Raw genomic sequence first — 16,548 nt, 5'->3', positions numbered from 1 at the left:
GGATAAGCGTAGCGTCATCCGGCCTGATGCAGGGGGAAACCATGACCACCGAACAACACCAGGAAATCCTCCGCACAGAGGGCCTGAGTAAATTTTTCCCTGGCGTTAAGGCGCTGGATAACGTTGATTTCAGCCTGCGGCGTGGGGAGATCATGGCGTTGCTCGGCGAAAACGGGGCGGGGAAGTCGACGCTGATTAAAACCCTGACCGGGGTCTATCACGCCGATCGCGGCGCTATCTGGCTGGAAGGTAACGCCATTTCGCCCAAAAACACCGCGCATGCCCAGCAACTGGGGATCGGCACGGTCTACCAGGAAGTGAACCTGCTGCCAAACATGTCGGTAGCGGATAACCTGTTTATTGGCCGCGAACCCAGACGTTTTGGCCTGCTGCGCCGCAAAGAGATGGAAGCGCGCGCCGCGAAGCTGATGGAATCGTATGGCTTCTCTCTCGACGTGCGCGAACCGCTGAACCGTTTTTCCGTAGCGATGCAGCAAATCGTCGCGATCTGTCGCGCTATCGATCTCTCGGCGAAAGTGCTGATCCTCGATGAACCCACCGCCAGCCTCGATACCCAGGAAGTGGAGATGCTTTTTACCCTGATGCGCCAGCTGCGTAATCAGGGCGTCAGCCTGATTTTCGTGACGCATTTCCTCGATCAGGTTTACGAGGTGAGCGACCGTATAACGGTGCTGCGCAACGGCAGCTTTGTCGGCTGCCGGGAAACCCGCGAGCTGCCGCAGATAGAGCTGGTCAAAATGATGCTGGGCCGCGAGCTCGAGACCAACGCGCTTCAGCGCGCGGGCCGTACGCTGCTGAGCGAAAAACCGATCGCCGCGTTTCACGATTACGGCAGAAAAGGGACCATCGCGCCGTTTAACCTCGAGGTACGCCCCGGTGAAATTGTGGGTCTGGCGGGGCTGTTAGGCTCCGGGCGCACCGAAACCGCCGAAGTCATCTTCGGGATCAAACCTGCCGACAGCGGAACGGCGCTGATCAAAGGCAAACCACAAACGCTACGTTCACCGCATCAGGCGTCGTGCCTCGGCGTGGGCTTCTGCCCGGAGGACAGGAAAACGGACGGGATTATTGCCGCCGCCTCGGTGCGGGAAAACATCATTCTGGCGCTACAGGCCCAGCGCGGCTGGCTGCGTCCGATCCCTAAGCGCGAGCAGAACGCGATTGCCGAGCGCTTCATCCGCCAGCTCGGTATACGTACCCCGAGCGCGGAACAGCCCATCGAGTTCCTCTCGGGCGGTAACCAGCAGAAGGTTCTCCTCTCGCGCTGGCTGCTCACCAGGCCGCAATTCCTGATCCTCGACGAGCCCACGCGCGGTATCGACGTGGGCGCGCACGCCGAAATCATCCGGCTTATCGAAACGCTCTGCGCCGACGGTCTGGCGCTGCTGGTGATCTCATCTGAGCTGGAGGAGCTGGTCGGCTATGCCGATCGCGTCATCATCATGCGCGATCGCAGGCAGGTGGCAGAGATCCCGCTGGATAAACTGTCGGTACCGGCGATCATGAATGCCATCGCGGCGTAAGGAGTCAAATGTGATGTCCCGTTCTCTTTCGCAAACTGGCGAAGCGAAGCGCCGCTTCACCTGGCCGACCGGCACGCCGCAAATCGTGGCGCTGCTGCTGGTGCTGCTGGTGGATAGCCTGGTGGCTCCGCATTTTTTCCAGATCGTCGTGCAGGATGGCCGCCTGTTTGGTAGCCCGATCGACATCTTAAACCGTGCCGCGCCCGTGGCGCTGCTGGCGATTGGTATGACGCTGGTCATTGCCACCGGCGGGATCGACCTCTCCGTCGGTGCGGTAATGGCGATTGCGGGCGCCACCGCCGCCTCGATGACCGTCGCCGGGCACAGCCTGCCGGTGGTCCTGCTGGCCGCGCTGGGCTCCGGCGTGCTTGCCGGGCTGTGGAACGGCATTTTGGTTGCGGTGCTCAAGATCCAGCCGTTTGTCGCGACGTTGATTTTGATGGTGGCCGGGCGCGGTGTGGCGCAGCTTATCACCTCCGGTCAAATCGTCACCTTTAACTCCCCGAGCCTGGCGTGGATCGGCAGCGGTAATTTTCTGTTCTTCCCGACGCCGGTGATCGTCGCGCTGGTGACGCTGGTGATGTTCTGGCTTTTCACCCGCAAAACGGCGCTCGGGATGTTCATCGAAGCGGTGGGGATTAACATTCGGGCCGCGAAAAACGCCGGGGTAAATACGCGGCTGATGGTGATGCTGACTTACGTGCTGAGCGGCGTCTGTGCTGCGATTGCCGGGGTGATCGTGGCCGCCGATATTCGCGGAGCGGATGCCAATAACGCCGGACTCTGGCTCGAGCTGGATGCGATCCTCGCGGTGGTTATCGGCGGTGGATCGCTGATGGGCGGACGTTTTAATCTGCTGCTCTCGGTGGTGGGGGCGTTGATTATTCAGGGTATGAATACCGGTATTTTGCTCTCCGGGTTCCAGCCGGAGCTGAATCAGGTCGTCAAAGCGGTCGTGGTGCTTATCGTACTTATCGTGCAGTCGCCGCGCTTTATCACTCTCATTAAGGGGAACCGCGGTCATGATAAAACGTAATTTGCCGTTAATGATCACGCTGGGCGTGTTCGTGCTGGGGTACCTCTATTGCCTGACCCAGTTCCCGGGCTTCGCCTCCACGCGGGTGATTTGCAACATCCTGACCGACAATGCCTTTTTAGGCATTATCGCCGTCGGCATGACGTTTGTGATCCTCTCCGGCGGGATCGACCTCTCCGTTGGGTCGGTGATCGCCTTTACCGGCGTGTTCCTTGCCAAGGCGATTGGCTTTTGGGGGATTTCGCCGCTGCTGGCTTTTCCGCTGGTGCTGGTCATGGGTTGTGCGTTCGGCGCCTTTATGGGGCTTTTGATCGATGCGCTGAAAATTCCGGCCTTTATCATCACCCTCGCCGGGATGTTTTTCCTGCGCGGCGTGAGCTATCTGGTGTCGGAGGAGTCAATTCCGATTAACCATCCGATCTACGACACGCTCTCCAGTCTGGCGTGGAAAATCCCCGGCGGGGGGCGCCTGAGCGCAATGGGGCTGCTGATGCTGGGCGTGGTGGTGATCGGGATCTTCCTCGCCCACCGTACCCGATTTGGTAACCAGGTTTATGCCATTGGCGGCAGCGCCACGTCCGCGAACCTGATGGGAATTTCCACGCGCAGCACGACTATTCGCATCTACATGCTTTCGACCGGGCTGGCCACCCTCGCGGGGATTGTATTCTCGGTTTATACCCAGGCAGGCTATGCCCTGGCGGGGGTGGGCGTTGAGCTGGACGCCATTGCCTCGGTAGTGATTGGCGGTACGCTGCTCAGCGGCGGAGTGGGGACAGTCCTCGGCACGCTGTTTGGCGTGGCGATCCAGGGGCTGATTCAGACCTATATCAACTTCGACGGCACGCTCAGCTCCTGGTGGACCAAAATCGCCATCGGCATTCTGCTGTTTATTTTTATCGCGCTCCAGCGCGGCCTGACGGTGCTGTGGGAGAACCGCCAGAGCTCGCCTGTTACCCGGGTGAATACATCTTTAACAGAGCGATAACATGCTGAAATTGCTTGAACTCTAAACATTTTCCGGTAGCGGCCGATATTCTTTTTTTATGCCCAGAAATATCTCGCTACCGGAAATAACATCATGCTTAAAACGCTATCGATTCGTACCGGCTTGCTCTCTTTACTGGCCGTTATGACCCTTCTGCTGCTGATTGTCAGCGGCATCGGCATTTATGCCCTTACACAAAGTTCCGCTTCTCTCCAGCGCATCAATCATCTTCAGGGTGAACAGATGGTGCAGCTGAATGCCGGCTATACGCTGATCCTGCGCGCGCGTAACGAAGCGGGGCAGGCCGTCCGCATGATGGAGGTCGGCCTGCTGGACGATGCGGCCAGGGCGGTCAAAACCATTAACCAGGAAGTGGCGCTGGCACAGAAAACGCTGAAGGACGTGATCGGCAGCGGCGTGGCGGATGAGCAGGGGCAAAAGCTGCTGGATAACGTCGCCGCGAGTCTGGCGGTGTACAACCAGCAGGGTATCAGCCCGATGCTGAAAGCCCTGAACGAGCAAAGCGCGGACAGCTATTACGATCTGCTGGAAAACAAGCTGGTCCCGGTGGCGAAGCAGTTTGATAACGATATGCAGGCGTTCCAGGCATGGAGCGAGGCGCGCGGTAAAGCGGAGGTGAGCGCCGTGCAGGCGAGTAAAACCCGCGTGCTGATCCTGATTATCGTCGCGGCGCTGCTGACGGCTGGCATTATCGTGCTGGCCTGGCTGGTGCTGCGCCATATGCTGCTCAAGCCGCTTTCAGCCTCAATTGCCCAGCTGGAACATGTGGCGGCCGGGGATTTAACCCATACCCTGAACGCGCCGGCGAGCCAGGAATTTAATCGCCTTAACGCGGTGATCGAAGGGATGCGCCAGTCGCTGATGGACTCGGTTCTGCGGGTGCGTGACGCCAGCTCGCAGATTGATACCGGCAGCCGCGAGCTGACGGCCGGGAATATGAACCTGGCCCAGCGCACGGAATCCACCGCCACCTCGCTGGAGCAGACGGCCGCCAGCATGGAAGAGATCACCGCCACGGTGAAACTTAACGCCGATAACGCCGAGCAGGCGCACCAGCTGGCGAAGTCGGTCTCCGATACCGCCGATCACGGCAGTGAAATGGTCTGCTATGTCATTGAGAAGATGCGCGACATCTCCGGCAGCTCGGCGCGCATCGCCGATATCCTGAGCGTCATCGACGGCATTGCCTTCCAGACCAATATTCTGGCGCTGAACGCCTCCGTTGAAGCGGCGCGTGCGGGTGAGCAGGGGCGAGGTTTTGCGGTCGTGGCGGGTGAGGTGCGTAATCTCGCCAGCCGCAGTGCTGATGCGGCGAAAGAGATCCGCTCGCTTATCAGCGATTCGCAAACCCACGTGAACGAGGGCAGCGAGCTGGCGCAGCAGGCCGGTGAGACGATGGACGAGATCGCCACCGAAGTACTGCGTATGACCAAACTGATGCGTGAAATTGCGACGGCGTCCCAGGAGCAGAGCCGCGGTATTGAGCAGGTGAATATCGCCGTCAATCAGATGGATGAAACGGCGCAGCAAAATGCGGCGCTGGTCCAGCAATCATCTGCGGCAACTCGTTCCCTGGAGGAACAGTCGCGCGAGCTGATGGAAGCGATGGCCTCCTTCAAGCTGACGATGCAAACGGCCTGAAAAAAAGGGGAGCCTGCCTGGCTCCCCTTTTCGTGCGTTACGCGTCCGGGAATTCGCGGATCATGCGTTCAACGTCATCCACCATATGGCGGTTGCCGACGAAGAATGAACGGCGCTGGTGCAGGCTTTCCGGCACGATATCCAGAATACGCTCTTTACCGTCGCTCGCCTTGCCGCCTGCCTGTTCGGCCAGGAATGCCATCGGGTTGCACTCGTACAGCAGACGCAGTTTTCCGTCCGGGTGGCTGGCGGTGCTTGGGTAGAGGTAAATACCGCCCTTCAGCAGGTTACGGTGGAAATCCGCCACCAGCGAGCCGATGTAGCGCGAGGTGTATGGGCGCTGGGTGGCTTTATCCTCTTCCTGGCAGAATTTGATGTACTTCTTCACGCCGTTCGGGAATTTGATGTAGTTGCCTTCGTTGATGGAGTAGGTGTTGCCCTTCTCCGGGAAGCGCATACGCTCCTGGCACAGGCAGAACACGCCCAGGGACGGATCGTAGGTAAAGGCGTGTACGCCGCAGCCGGTGGTGTACACCAGCATGGTGGACGAGCCATACACCACATAACCGGCAGCAACCTGTTTACTGCCCGGTTGCAGGAAGTCTTCTTCCGTCACCGGTGTGCCAACCGGCGTGACGCGACGGTAGATGGAGAAAATGGTACCGACAGAAACGTTAACGTCGATGTTGGAGGAGCCGTCCAGCGGATCCATCAGAACAACGTATTTCGCGTGTTCACACCCTTCGAATACGACGATCTCATCTTCTTCTTCAGAGGCGATACCCGCAACGATGTCGCGCGCGCGCAGTGCAGCTTTCAGTTTTTCATTGGCGAACAGGTCGAGTTTCTGCTGAACCTCACCCTGAACGTTCTCGGCACCGCTGGCACCCAGGATATCGACCAGACCGGCCTTGTTGATATCGCGGTGGATGATCTTAGCGCCCAGCTTTATTGCCGACAGCAAAGCAGTGAGCTCACCCGTAGCATGAGAGAACTCGTGCTGCTTCTCGACAATAAATTCACCTAACGTTTTCATAACACTTTCCCTGCATCTTATGTTGAGTAAAGCGGTTGATGTCCAACAATCTTAACAAACATTCAAATATTAGCGCAGAGGTGAATCGCGCCAGCAAAATACGGATTTACCTGAAATGCGTTTCACAGCCGCTGACATGTGAGTAAAATGTGCGCCACATTGAAGAAGGATAGTGACGTATGCGCATTCATATATTGGGGATTTGTGGCACTTTCATGGGCGGACTGGCAATGCTGGCGCGCTCGCTGGGCCATGAAGTGACAGGTTCGGACGCCAATGTGTATCCGCCGATGAGCACGCTGCTCGAGAAGCAGGGAATTTCTCTGATTCAGGGATATGACGCCAGCCAGCTGGAGCCGCAGCCGGATCTGGTGATCGTGGGTAACGCCATGACCCGTGGGAATCCATGCGTTGAAGCGGTGCTGGAACGCAATATCCCGTACATGTCTGGCCCGCAGTGGCTGCATGATTTTGTCCTGCGCGACCGCTGGGTTGTCGCCGTTGCCGGGACGCACGGCAAAACCACCACCGCTGGTATGGCGACCTGGATCCTCGAAGCCTGCGGCTACAAGCCGGGCTTCGTGATCGGCGGCGTACCGGGGAATTTCGACGTCTCCGCGCGTCTGGGCGACAGCCCGTTCTTTGTGATTGAAGCGGATGAATACGACTGCGCGTTCTTCGATAAGCGCTCCAAGTTCGTGCATTACTGCCCACGCACGCTGATCCTCAACAACCTTGAGTTCGATCACGCGGATATCTTTGACGACCTGAAAGCGATTCAGAAACAGTTCCACCATCTGGTGCGCATTGTTCCGGGTCAGGGCCGCATTATCCTGCCGGAGAACGACATCAACCTGAAGCAGACTATGGCGATGGGGTGCTGGAGCGAGCAGGAGCTGGTTGGCGAGCAGGGGCACTGGCAGGCGAAAAAGCTCAACGCGGATGCCTCCGAATGGGAAGTGCTGCTCGACGGTGAGAAAGTGGGCGAGGTGAAGTGGGGCCTGGTGGGCGAGCACAACATGCACAACGGCCTGATGGCGATCGCCGCGGCGCGTCACGTGGGCGTACTGCCTGCGGATGCCGCCAATGCGCTGGGCTCGTTTATCAACGCCCGTCGCCGTCTGGAGCTGCGCGGTGAAGCCCACGGCGTTACCGTGTATGACGATTTCGCGCACCACCCAACGGCCATTCTGGCGACGCTTGCCGCATTGCGTGGCAAAGTTGGCGGCACCGCGCGCATTCTGGCCGTACTGGAACCGCGTTCGAACACCATGAAAATGGGCATCTGCAAAGACGATCTCGCGCCGTCCTTAGGACGTGCCGACGAAGTCTTCCTGCTGCAACCGCAGCATATTCCGTGGCAGGTGGCCGAAGTGGCAGACGCCTGCATTCAGCCAGCGCACTGGAGTGCGGACGTGGATGTCTTAGCGGATATGGTGGTGAAAGCCGCACAGCCTGGCGATCACATTCTGGTGATGAGCAACGGTGGGTTTGGTGGGATCCATCAGAAGCTGCTGGACGGTCTGGCGAAGAAAGCCGCGGCCGCAGAGTAAAAAAAAGCCCGGTGGCGCTAGCGCTTACCGGGCCTACATTTTTTCGCACGACCTTGTAGGCCGGATAAGGCGTTTACGCTGCCATCCGGCGCAAACCCGCACAGATTACTCTTCGTTCTCAGACAGCTCGCGCAGATACTGGAAAATCAGGCGCGCAGACTTCGGCGGCTTATTCCCTTCTTTCTCTTTCTTCGCGTTGCGGATAAGCGATCGCAGCTGCTGGCGGTCGGCATTCGGCCACAGGTTCAGCACTTCAGGTACTGCGTCATCACCCTGCTCGATCAAACGATCGCGGATCTGCTCCAGCTTATGGAACAGCGCAACCTGCTGGTTGTGGCGGTTTTTCAGTTTGTCCAGCGCCTGACGGATCGGCTCCACGTCGCGCTGACGCAGCAGTTTACCGATAAGCTGAAGCTGGCGGCGACGCCCTTCTTTCTTGATTTTCTGTGCCAGTTCAATGGCATCACGCAGATCCTGGTCGAGCGGGATCTTATCCAGCGCGTTTTTACCCAGTTCTACCATTTCTGCGCCAAGCTGTTTTAACTCTTCGGCGTCACGTTTAATTTCACTTTTACTGACCCAGATGATCTCATCATCTTCGTCTTCGATGTCATCACCGGGAACGTCGTCGAGCCAGTCTTCGGGCTGCTTAGTCATGTCAGGCTCCTTAAAAAAAGAGGCTAATGTTACCAGTTAAGACGCGCACTGAAAAACGGTTCTCTGTTAGACTTCACTTAACTCTCTCTTACAGTATGGCATTTGCGATGAAAGTAACCTCACAAGTTGAAGCGCAGCGTAAGATCCTGGAAGAAGCCGTCTCCACCGCGCTGACGCTCGCTTCAGGTAAATCAGATGGCGCCGAAGTGGCGGTCAGCAAAACCACCGGCATTAGCGTGAGCACCCGCTATGGCGAAGTGGAGAATGTAGAATTTAACAGCGATGGCGCGCTGGGGATCACGGTGTATCACCAGAATCGTAAAGGCAGCGCGTCGTCTACCGATCTGAGCCCGGATGCCATCGCCCGTACGGTGCAGGCGGCGCTGGATATCGCGCGCTACACCTCCCCGGACCCTTACGCTGGCGTGGCCGATAAAGAGCTGCTGGCGTTTGACGCGCCGGATCTCGATCTGTTCCATCCCGCGGAAGTGACGCCGGATGAAGCCATTGAGCTGGCCGCGCGAGCCGAGCAGGCCTCTTTGCAGGCTGACAAACGCATCACCAATACCGAAGGCGGCAGCTTTAACAGCCACTACGGCATTAAAGTGTTTGGTAACTCCCATGGCATGTTGCAGGGGTACTGCTCAACCCGCCACTCGCTTTCCAGCTGCGTCATCGCCGAAGAAAACGGCGATATGGAGCGTGATTACGCGTATACCATTGGCCGCGCGCTGGGAGATTTGCAGTCTCCGGAGTGGGTGGGAAAAGCGTGCGCCGAACGCACGCTGTCACGCCTTTCGCCGCGTAAACTCTCCACCATGAAAGCGCCGGTCATTTTTGCCAACGAAGTGGCAACCGGCCTGTTTGGTCATCTGGTGGGAGCGATTGCGGGCGGTTCGGTGTACCGTAAATCGACCTTCCTGCTCGACTCGCTGGGCAAGCAGATCCTGCCGGAATGGCTGACCATCGAAGAGCACCCACACCTGCTGAAAGGGCTGGCCTCTACGCCGTTTGACAGCGAAGGCGTGCGCACGGAACGTCGTGATATCGTGAAAGACGGCATTCTGACCCAGTGGCTGCTGACCAACTACTCCGCGCGTAAGCTGGGGCTGAAAAGCACCGGGCACGCGGGCGGCATTCATAACTGGCGCATTGCCGGACAGGGCCTGAATTTTGAACAGATGCTGAAAGAGATGGGCACCGGCCTGGTGGTCACCGAGCTGATGGGGCAGGGCGTGAGCGGTATCACCGGCGACTACTCTCGCGGCGCAGCGGGCTTCTGGGTCGAAAACGGTGAAATTCAGTATCCGGTGAGCGAAATCACCATCGCCGGCAACCTGAAGGACATGTGGCGCAATATTGTTACGGTCGGTAACGATATTGAAACACGCAGCAATATTCAGTGTGGTTCTGTATTACTGCCGGAGATGAAAATCGCCGGGCAATAATCCTCGTAAAAGCGTGATTAATAATAAAAAAAGGAAGTGAGCAATGCGTAAACACCTGTTAGCGATCGTCGCGGCTTCAACGCTGGTTCTTGGCTCGTCTGCGTTTGCTGCCGATCTCGAAGACAACATGGACATCCTCACTGAAAACCTGAAGGTGGTGCAGAAAACGGACAATGCGGCGGACATGAAAGACGCATTGACTAAAATGCGTGAAGCCGCGCTGGATGCGCAAAAAGCGACGCCGCCGAAGCTGGAAAGCAAAGCGGCAGACAGCGCCGAGATGAAAGACTACCGCCACGGTTTTGACGTGCTGGTCGGCCAGATTGACGGCGCGCTGAAGCTGGCGAACGAAGGCAAAGTGAAAGAAGCCCAGGCGGCAGCCGATCAGTTTGTCGCGACCCGCAACACGTACCACAAAAAGTATCGTTAATTGGGTGCCTGAGCTGTACGTCCTCTCCCCGTATGCGGAGGCGCATGCTGCACCCCCGCATCGTTGCTCCCTACTTGCCGGAGCGACAATCCATCCGCGCTGTCACTTCAAGCGAGCCGTTACGAAAACGGATCTCGCACAGTGTTTTCCTCGTCACCAGCGTTAAGATGATTATTGTCAAAGAAATAATCATCAAAACCCCGATACTTGGGTTTCTGCGTTTCATGGATGCCTCCTTGCTTTTAAGCGGGCGAGGTAGCGAACTCCACGGTGTGACGTGTCGTTTCGAGCCCCCGCCCTGATTTTTTATCAGGCGGGGCTTTCCACTTCCGTCCCATGCCTGAGACGGTCAGTCTCAAGCACCCGCCGCCACTCTAGCGGATCCCCATAAGAAAACCTTATCCACGTCACATTTCTACGAGCCTGCTCGTAATCTTTTCCACTCCGCTTACCAGTCTAATGCCGCGTAATAGCGTGATATTCATCACGTAAATCCAGCGATTTATACAGATTCACCGCATTTATGTGGCACAGATCACTGCCGCTGCTCGCCTTTCCACTTCGAAGTGGAAAACAACTCGCTACAAACAATTCCCCCTCGACGTTAGTTTTATTCCAGAGCCATTAACGGGGTAAGACGAGTGATTAACGGAGCGGTAATGAACGACGTTGGGGAACAGGCGGTGCAAACAGAACAGCTCGCGAACACCATGCTTCAGCAGGTCTACGCCCTGCTGGCCCGGCACAACATCATTCCCAACGCGGTACAGGAGCAGATGCTGACCTCCCACGTTCGCGCAATGGCGCACCGGTCCGTGACCGGCGAGCCGCTGCCGGAGGTTGAAGCAGAGCTGTTCGACGAAATTTCACCAGATTCAATGCAACTCGCCCGTGAAGTGGTAGCGCAGTTCGGCAACCTTCCTGATGAAGAGGCCTGGCTGCTCTCCGTTCACTTCGAAGTCGCGAAAGACAACCTTTAAGGAGCAACACATGGAACAGATTACAGTCGTGATTGGCGATCGCCTGGGTAAAGGTCAGAAAGTGGCTGCGGGTGTGGAAAAAGCCGGCGGACGCGCGGTTGTCGTACCGGGCATGGCAGCGGATATGAAGCTCGGTGACGTGATGAAAGCAGAAAACGCCACCTTCGGGATCTCCTTCTGCGGCAGCGGCGGCGCGGGCGCCATCACCGCTCAGACCAAATATGGCTACAAGGCCAAATACGGCATGCGCTCCGTGGATGAGGGGGTGACCGCCATCAACGAAGGCTGCAACGTGCTGGGCTTTGGCTTTATGGATAAAGAAGAGCTGGGCGAGCGTCTGGTACAGGCGTGGCAGAAGAAATACGGCGCGTAAGCATGAAAGAACAGTTCACAACCACGGTGAGAGTGAAGGGGAAGGGCGACGCCAAAGCGCGCGCCTTTGCCGACGCCCTCAACCACGTTCAGGCTGCGGTGATGAAAGCCTCACCGCATATCTTACTGCGTATTGAGCCACAGGATGTGCAGGTTGTTCAGGCGCAAGAAGCGGTGCGAAAAGAAGCGTTTCTGTTCTTCTTTTTGCGCCGGGAAAGACGCACCTACAGCGTGGAGCTGGATGTGACCGTCAACGTGACCGCCATCAATCTCGACCAGGTGGATTTCGTCACGCAACGCTGATTATTCATAAAAGGGCAGACTGATGTTCTTAATTATATTAATAAAATCGCTCATCATTGGCGGCCTGGTTGGCGTCGGTGTTGGCGCCGGGGCTGCACGCATGTTTCATGCGCCTACCACTCAGGGTATGGGCGCGTTTCGTACGTTGGGGGAACTGAACTCCTGCGAAGGGGATCCGGCGTCCCACTTCTCCTTTGGGTTAGGTTTCTTCTTTAACGCCTGGGCCTCTTCCGTGGCCGCAGGTGCCTTCACACAGGACGTTGACCACCGCATCATCCCCAACTGGGGTGCTGCTGCACTGATGATTAAAAACCGTAACGTCGGTGAAACGCTGCATGACCCGCGCAAAATGGCGATTGCCTGCGGCATCATCGGCATGATTGTCGTGACCTTCCTTAACCTGACCGCCTCCTCCGTTCCGGCAGCGCTTCAGGTGACCGCCGTGAAGGTGCTGGTACCGGCGGCGAACCTGCTGGTCAACACCGTGATGCCGGTGATCTTCTGGCTGGCGGCCATCGACGCGGGTAAAAAATCGGGCTTCTGGGCCACCATCTTTGGCGGCGCGGCACAGCTGATCATGGGTAACGCCGTACCGGGTCTGGTACTGGGTATTCTGATTGGTAAAGGTGTTGAAGAGAGTGGCTGGAACCACGTCACCAAAGTGATGATGGCGGCGATCGTTCTGCTCTTCGTGCTGAGCGGCTTCTTCCGCGGCTTCGACATGAAGATGATCGAATCCTTCCATCTGACCGTGCCGAACTGGCTCGACATGATCCACAACTCGCTCAGCGGTAAATAACAGGAGCCTCTAAATGGAACAGAATAAAGGTTTTTGGTATGCCGACTGGTCGTTCCCGATCTTCGTTGGCCTGCTCTCCTCCGGCGTCTTCGCCGGGACGCACATGTACTACCTCTACGGCATCGGCGCGTTTAACGAAGTGGCCTTCGTGGCGATGCTGAAAGCGGGAATCGATACCGGCGTCTACGGCGCGGTGGCGGCGTTCGGTGCTAGCTTCCTGTTCGCCCGTATTATCGAAGGCTCGCTGGTGGGTATTCTCGATATCGGCGGTGCGATCCAGACCGGCGTGGGCCTCGGCGTTCCGGCGCTGCTGCTGGGCGCGGGGATCATGTTCCCGGTGACCAACTTCATTGCCGCGCTGATTACCGGCCTGGTGATTGGCCTGGCGATTGGCTACGTCATCATCCTGGCGCGTAAGTTCACCATCAATCAGAGCAACTCCACCTACGGCGCAGACGTGATGATGGGCGCGGGTAACGCCTCCGGCCGCTTCCTCGGGCCGTTGATTATCCTCAGCGCCATGACCGCCTCCATTCCAATCGGCGTCGGTTCCCTGGTAGGCGCACTGCTGTTCTACATCTGGCAGAAGCCGATTACCGGTGGCGCCATCCTCGGCGCAATGATTTTGGGCTGGCTGTTCCCGGTCGCCCTTTAATACCCGCGGGCGCTTCGGTGCCCGCTTTATCAGGAGATCCTCATGTTTGATTTACTCCTGCGCCGTGCGCGCCTCGCCGACGATACCCTGACCGATATCGCCATCCAGGACGGGAAGATTGCCGCGACAGGCGACATTGACGCTCCCGCCCGCAAAACGGTTGAGCTGAACGGCGACGTGTTCGTCAGCGCGGGCTGGATTGACTCCCACGTCCACTGCTACCCGAACTCCCCGATTTACCACGACGAGCCGGACAGCGTGGGCATTGCCACCGGCGTCACCACCGTGGTGGACGCGGGCAGTACCGGAGCCGACGACGTGGACGATTTTTACGCCATCACTCGCAAAGCCTCCACCGAGGTGTTTGCCCTGCTGAACATCTCCCGCGTGGGGCTGATCGCCCAGAACGAGCTGGCCAACATGGCGAACATTGACGCCGATGCGGTGAAGCAGGCGGTGACGCGCCACCCGGATTTTATCGTTGGCCTGAAGGCGCGCATGAGCAGCAGCGTGGTCGGTGAAAACGGCATCACCCCGCTGGAGCGCGCGAAAGCGATTCAGAAAGAGAACAGCGACCTGCCGCTGATGGTGCACATCGGCAACAACCCGCCGAACCTCGATGAGATTGCCGAACTGCTGAGCTCCGGCGACATCATCACCCACTGCTACAACGGCAAGCCTAACCGCATTCTGACGCCCTCCGGCGAGCTACGCGCCTCCATTACGTCTGCGCTGAAGCGCGGCGTGCGCCTGGACGTCGGTCACGGCACGGCGAGCTTCAGCTTTGAAGTGGCGAAGCGCGCCATTGCGATGGGCATTCTGCCGCATACCATCAGCTCGGATATTTACTGCCGCAACCGCATCAACGGCCCGGTCGGCTCGCTGGCGAGCGTGATGTCGAAATTCCTCGCCATCGGCATGTCATTGCCGCAGGTGATTGACTGTGTCACGGCCAACGCCGCCGACGGCCTGCGCCTGACGCGCAAAGGCCGCATTCAGCCTGGCCTCGACGCCGATCTGACGCTGTTTACGCTCAAGCGCCAGCCGACGGTGCTGACGGATGCCGAAAACGACAGCCTACAGGCTGAACACATTCTGATGCCGCTTGCCGCTATCCGCGCGGGCAAGGGCTACATGACCGAACAAGGGAGCACGGAACATGCCTTCGATTTATGAGAAGTACAACTTAAAGCAGGTTATCAACACCTCTGGCCGCATGACGGCGCTGGGTGTCTCCACGCCGCGCCCGGAAGTGGTGCAGGCGGCGATGGACGGCATGAATCACTATTTCGAGATGAAGGATCTGGTCAATAAAACCGGGGAATACATCGCGAAGCTGCTGGAGGTGGAAGGGGCGACGGTGGTCTCCTGCGCGTCGGCGGGCATTGCCCAGTCCGTGGCGGCGGTGCTGGTGAAAGACAGCGACTGGCTGCTGGAAAACCTGCACGTCACACCGATTGAAAACAACGAAATCGTCCTGCCGAAAGGCCACAACGTGAACTTTGGCGCGCCGGTGGGCACCATGGTGGCGCTGGGCGGCGGCAAGCTGGTGGAGGCGGGCTACGCCAACGAATGCTCTGCCGATCAGCTGGCGGCGGCGATCACTCCGCGCACGGCGGCGATCCTCTACATCAAATCGCACCACTGCGTGCAGAAAAGCATGCTCAGCGTCGAGCAGGCGGCGGTCGTGGCGCGCAAGCACGATCTCCCGCTGATCGTCGATGCGGCGGCGGAAGAAGATCTGCACGCCTACTACCGCTCCGGTGCCGATCTGGTGATCTACAGCGGCGCGAAGGCGATCGAAGGGCCAACCAGCGGGCTGGTGATCGGCAAAACCCAGTACGTTGAGTGGGTGAAGCGCCAGACGGCGGGCATTGGTCGCGCGATGAAAGTGGGCAAAGAGGGTATCCTGGGCCTGACCTGCGCCATCGAACACTACCTGACGGCGACCAAAGAGAGCGGGGCCGAGATGGTGGCGAAGATGACGCCGTTTATCGACGCGTTGAACACCCTGAACGGCGTGACCGCGCGCGTGGTCTGGGACAGCGCCGGTCGCGATATCGCCCGTACCGAGATTAAGTTCGACGAAGCCGCTACGGGCGTCGGCACGGGCGATCTGGTGGCGAAGCTGAAACAGGGCGAATACGCCATTTACTTCCGTGGCTATAAGGCCAACGAAGGGATTATCGAGGCGGACGTGCGCAGCGTGAATGCTGACCAGCTGAACATCGTGTACCGCCGCATTAGCGAAGTATTAGGACAGGAGAAAAAAGCATGAAACTGACCCCCAACTTTTACCGTGACCGCGTCTGCCTGAACGTGCTGGCGGGATCGAAAGCCAACGCCAGCGCCATTTACGAGGCGGCGGAAGGTCACGTGCTGGTGGGCGTGCTCTCCAAAAATTACCCGGACGTGGCGAGCGCGGTTGCGGACATGCGCGAATACGCAGCCCTGATTGATAATGCGCTCTCCGTGGGGCTGGGCGCGGGCGACCCGAACCAGTCGGCGATGGTGAGTGAAATCTCCCGCCAGGTGCAGCCGCAGCACGTTAACCAGGTCTTTACCGGCGTGGCCACCAGCCGCGCGCTGCTGGGGCAGAATGAGTCCGTGGTCAACGGTCTGGTCTCCCCGACCGGCACCGTCGGCATGGTGAAAATCTCCACCGGCCCGCTGAGCAGCGCAGCTATGGACGGCATAGTGCCGGTTGAAACCGCTATCGCCCTGCTGAAAGATTTCGGCGGCAGCTCCATCAAGTACTTCCCGATGGGCGGCCTGAAATGCCGTGACGAATACCAGGCGGTGGCGGAAGCCTGCGCCCGTCACGACTTCTGGCTGGAGCCGACCGGGGGAATCGATCTGGAGAACTTCGAGGCGATCTTGCAGATCGCCCTGGATGCGGGCGTGAGCAAAATCATCCCGCATATCTACAGCTCGATTATCGATAAAGCCAGCGGTGATACGCGTCCGGAAGATGTGCGTACGCTGCTGGCGATGACGAAGAAGCTGGTTAAGTAGAACCTGCCCCTCACCCTAACCCTCTCCCAAAGGGAGAGGGAACCTTTACCCCCTCTCCCTTTGGGAGAGG

18 protein-coding genes are annotated in these 16,548 nt (G+C 58.4%); 15 read left to right on the top strand and 3 right to left on the bottom strand.

All coding sequences use genetic code 11. The features are described 5' to 3' along the window. Positions 1 to 41 precede the first annotated feature (41 nt). The 4 genes from ytfR to ACOTYH_RS14100 all read left to right on the top strand — a co-directional run bounded on the left by ytfR (position 42) and on the right by ACOTYH_RS14100 (position 5,230). On the top strand, positions 42 to 1,544 hold the full coding sequence (gene ytfR, locus ACOTYH_RS14115) for a galactofuranose ABC transporter, ATP-binding protein YtfR (protein ID WP_047637823.1): 1,503 nt from the start codon (positions 42 to 44) through the stop codon (positions 1,542 to 1,544). Positions 1,545 to 1,554: 10 nt separating this feature from the next. Beyond that, positions 1,555 to 2,580, top strand: a complete 1,026-nt coding sequence (gene ytfT, locus ACOTYH_RS14110) for a galactofuranose ABC transporter, ATP-binding protein YtfT (protein WP_017694652.1) — start codon at positions 1,555 to 1,557, stop codon at positions 2,578 to 2,580. Continuing rightward, entirely contained in the window at positions 2,567 to 3,568 is a 1,002-nt protein-coding gene (gene yjfF, locus ACOTYH_RS14105; RefSeq protein ID WP_017383921.1) for a galactofuranose ABC transporter, permease protein YjfF, read from the top strand. The genes ytfT and yjfF overlap by 14 nt, the downstream gene beginning before the upstream one ends. A gap of 93 nt (positions 3,569 to 3,661) precedes the next feature. Continuing rightward, complete coding sequence (locus ACOTYH_RS14100; protein WP_047637821.1) at positions 3,662 to 5,230, top strand: methyl-accepting chemotaxis protein; 1,569 nt, start codon at positions 3,662 to 3,664, stop codon at positions 5,228 to 5,230. Positions 5,231 to 5,267: 37 nt separating this feature from the next. Here ACOTYH_RS14100 and fbp read toward each other — a convergent pair whose 3' ends face one another. Next, a complete protein-coding gene (gene fbp / locus ACOTYH_RS14095; RefSeq protein ID WP_003856070.1) occupies positions 5,268 to 6,266 on the bottom strand; it encodes a class 1 fructose-bisphosphatase in 999 nt (332 codons plus the stop codon). Positions 6,267 to 6,445: 179 nt separating this feature from the next. Between fbp and mpl the strand changes: the two genes are divergently transcribed. Next, complete coding sequence (gene mpl, locus ACOTYH_RS14090; protein WP_017694649.1) at positions 6,446 to 7,819, top strand: UDP-N-acetylmuramate:L-alanyl-gamma-D-glutamyl-meso-diaminopimelate ligase; 1,374 nt, start codon at positions 6,446 to 6,448, stop codon at positions 7,817 to 7,819. 105 nt (positions 7,820 to 7,924) lie between these two features. Here the strand turns inward: mpl and yjgA are convergent, their stop codons facing one another. Continuing rightward, positions 7,925 to 8,476, bottom strand: a complete 552-nt coding sequence (gene yjgA, locus ACOTYH_RS14085; protein ID WP_003856072.1) for a ribosome biogenesis factor YjgA — start codon at positions 8,474 to 8,476, stop codon at positions 7,925 to 7,927. A 95-nt stretch (positions 8,477 to 8,571) separates the two neighbouring features. On the opposite strand from yjgA, the gene pmbA reads away from it, so the two are divergent. Further along, positions 8,572 to 9,924 carry a metalloprotease PmbA gene (gene pmbA / locus ACOTYH_RS14080; RefSeq protein WP_015572506.1) on the top strand — a complete coding sequence of 451 codons (1,353 nt, stop codon included), beginning with the start codon at positions 8,572 to 8,574 and terminating at the stop codon, positions 9,922 to 9,924. 43 nt (positions 9,925 to 9,967) lie between these two features. Continuing rightward, positions 9,968 to 10,354, top strand: a complete 387-nt coding sequence (gene cybC, locus ACOTYH_RS14075; RefSeq protein ID WP_421637790.1) for a cytochrome b562 — start codon at positions 9,968 to 9,970, stop codon at positions 10,352 to 10,354. 70 nt (positions 10,355 to 10,424) lie between these two features. Here the strand turns inward: cybC and ACOTYH_RS14070 are convergent, their stop codons facing one another. Then, entirely contained in the window at positions 10,425 to 10,580 is a 156-nt protein-coding gene (locus ACOTYH_RS14070) for a Hok/Gef family protein (RefSeq protein ID WP_017383916.1), read from the bottom strand. Between the two features lie 415 nt (positions 10,581 to 10,995). Here ACOTYH_RS14070 and ACOTYH_RS14065 point away from each other — a divergent pair, with 415 nt between their 5' ends. The 8 genes from ACOTYH_RS14065 to dagF are packed head-to-tail and all read left to right on the top strand — an operon-like array spanning position 10,996 to position 16,478. Beyond that, positions 10,996 to 11,334 (top strand): PRD domain-containing protein, encoded by a 339-nt coding sequence (locus ACOTYH_RS14065; protein WP_026080657.1) that lies wholly within the window; start codon positions 10,996 to 10,998, stop codon positions 11,332 to 11,334. 10 nt (positions 11,335 to 11,344) lie between these two features. Continuing rightward, positions 11,345 to 11,707 (top strand): SFCGS family glycine-rich protein, encoded by a 363-nt coding sequence (locus ACOTYH_RS14060; RefSeq protein WP_006810339.1) that lies wholly within the window; start codon positions 11,345 to 11,347, stop codon positions 11,705 to 11,707. Between the two features lie 2 nt (positions 11,708 to 11,709). Next, positions 11,710 to 12,009, top strand: coding sequence for a DUF4312 family protein (locus tag ACOTYH_RS14055; RefSeq protein ID WP_006810338.1), 300 nt, complete (start codon positions 11,710 to 11,712; stop codon positions 12,007 to 12,009). A 22-nt stretch (positions 12,010 to 12,031) separates the two neighbouring features. Beyond that, on the top strand, positions 12,032 to 12,808 hold the full coding sequence (locus ACOTYH_RS14050) for a DUF4311 domain-containing protein (protein WP_006810337.1): 777 nt from the start codon (positions 12,032 to 12,034) through the stop codon (positions 12,806 to 12,808). 13 nt (positions 12,809 to 12,821) lie between these two features. Further along, a complete protein-coding gene (locus ACOTYH_RS14045; protein WP_015572508.1) occupies positions 12,822 to 13,463 on the top strand; it encodes a DUF4310 family protein in 642 nt (213 codons plus the stop codon). Between the two features lie 42 nt (positions 13,464 to 13,505). Further along, positions 13,506 to 14,639, top strand: coding sequence for an amidohydrolase/deacetylase family metallohydrolase (locus ACOTYH_RS14040; protein WP_039271920.1), 1,134 nt, complete (start codon positions 13,506 to 13,508; stop codon positions 14,637 to 14,639). Beyond that, the gene (locus ACOTYH_RS14035) at positions 14,623 to 15,741 is read left to right on the top strand and encodes a DgaE family pyridoxal phosphate-dependent ammonia lyase (protein ID WP_017383914.1); all 1,119 of its coding nucleotides are present in this window, start codon (positions 14,623 to 14,625) and stop codon (positions 15,739 to 15,741) included. The genes ACOTYH_RS14040 and ACOTYH_RS14035 overlap by 17 nt, the downstream gene beginning before the upstream one ends. After that, the gene (gene dagF, locus ACOTYH_RS14030) at positions 15,738 to 16,478 is read left to right on the top strand and encodes a 2-dehydro-3-deoxy-phosphogluconate aldolase (protein ID WP_015572511.1); all 741 of its coding nucleotides are present in this window, start codon (positions 15,738 to 15,740) and stop codon (positions 16,476 to 16,478) included. Before ACOTYH_RS14035 ends, dagF begins: the two co-directional genes overlap by 4 nt. Positions 16,479 to 16,548 lie beyond the last annotated feature (70 nt).

The organism is Enterobacter cloacae complex sp. SHL001, assembly GCF_049236825.1.
Lineage (GTDB): Bacteria > Pseudomonadota > Gammaproteobacteria > Enterobacterales > Enterobacteriaceae > Enterobacter > Enterobacter hormaechei_C.
Note: the sequence above shows the minus strand (reverse complement) of the source record. Positions and strands in the feature narration are given on the sequence as shown.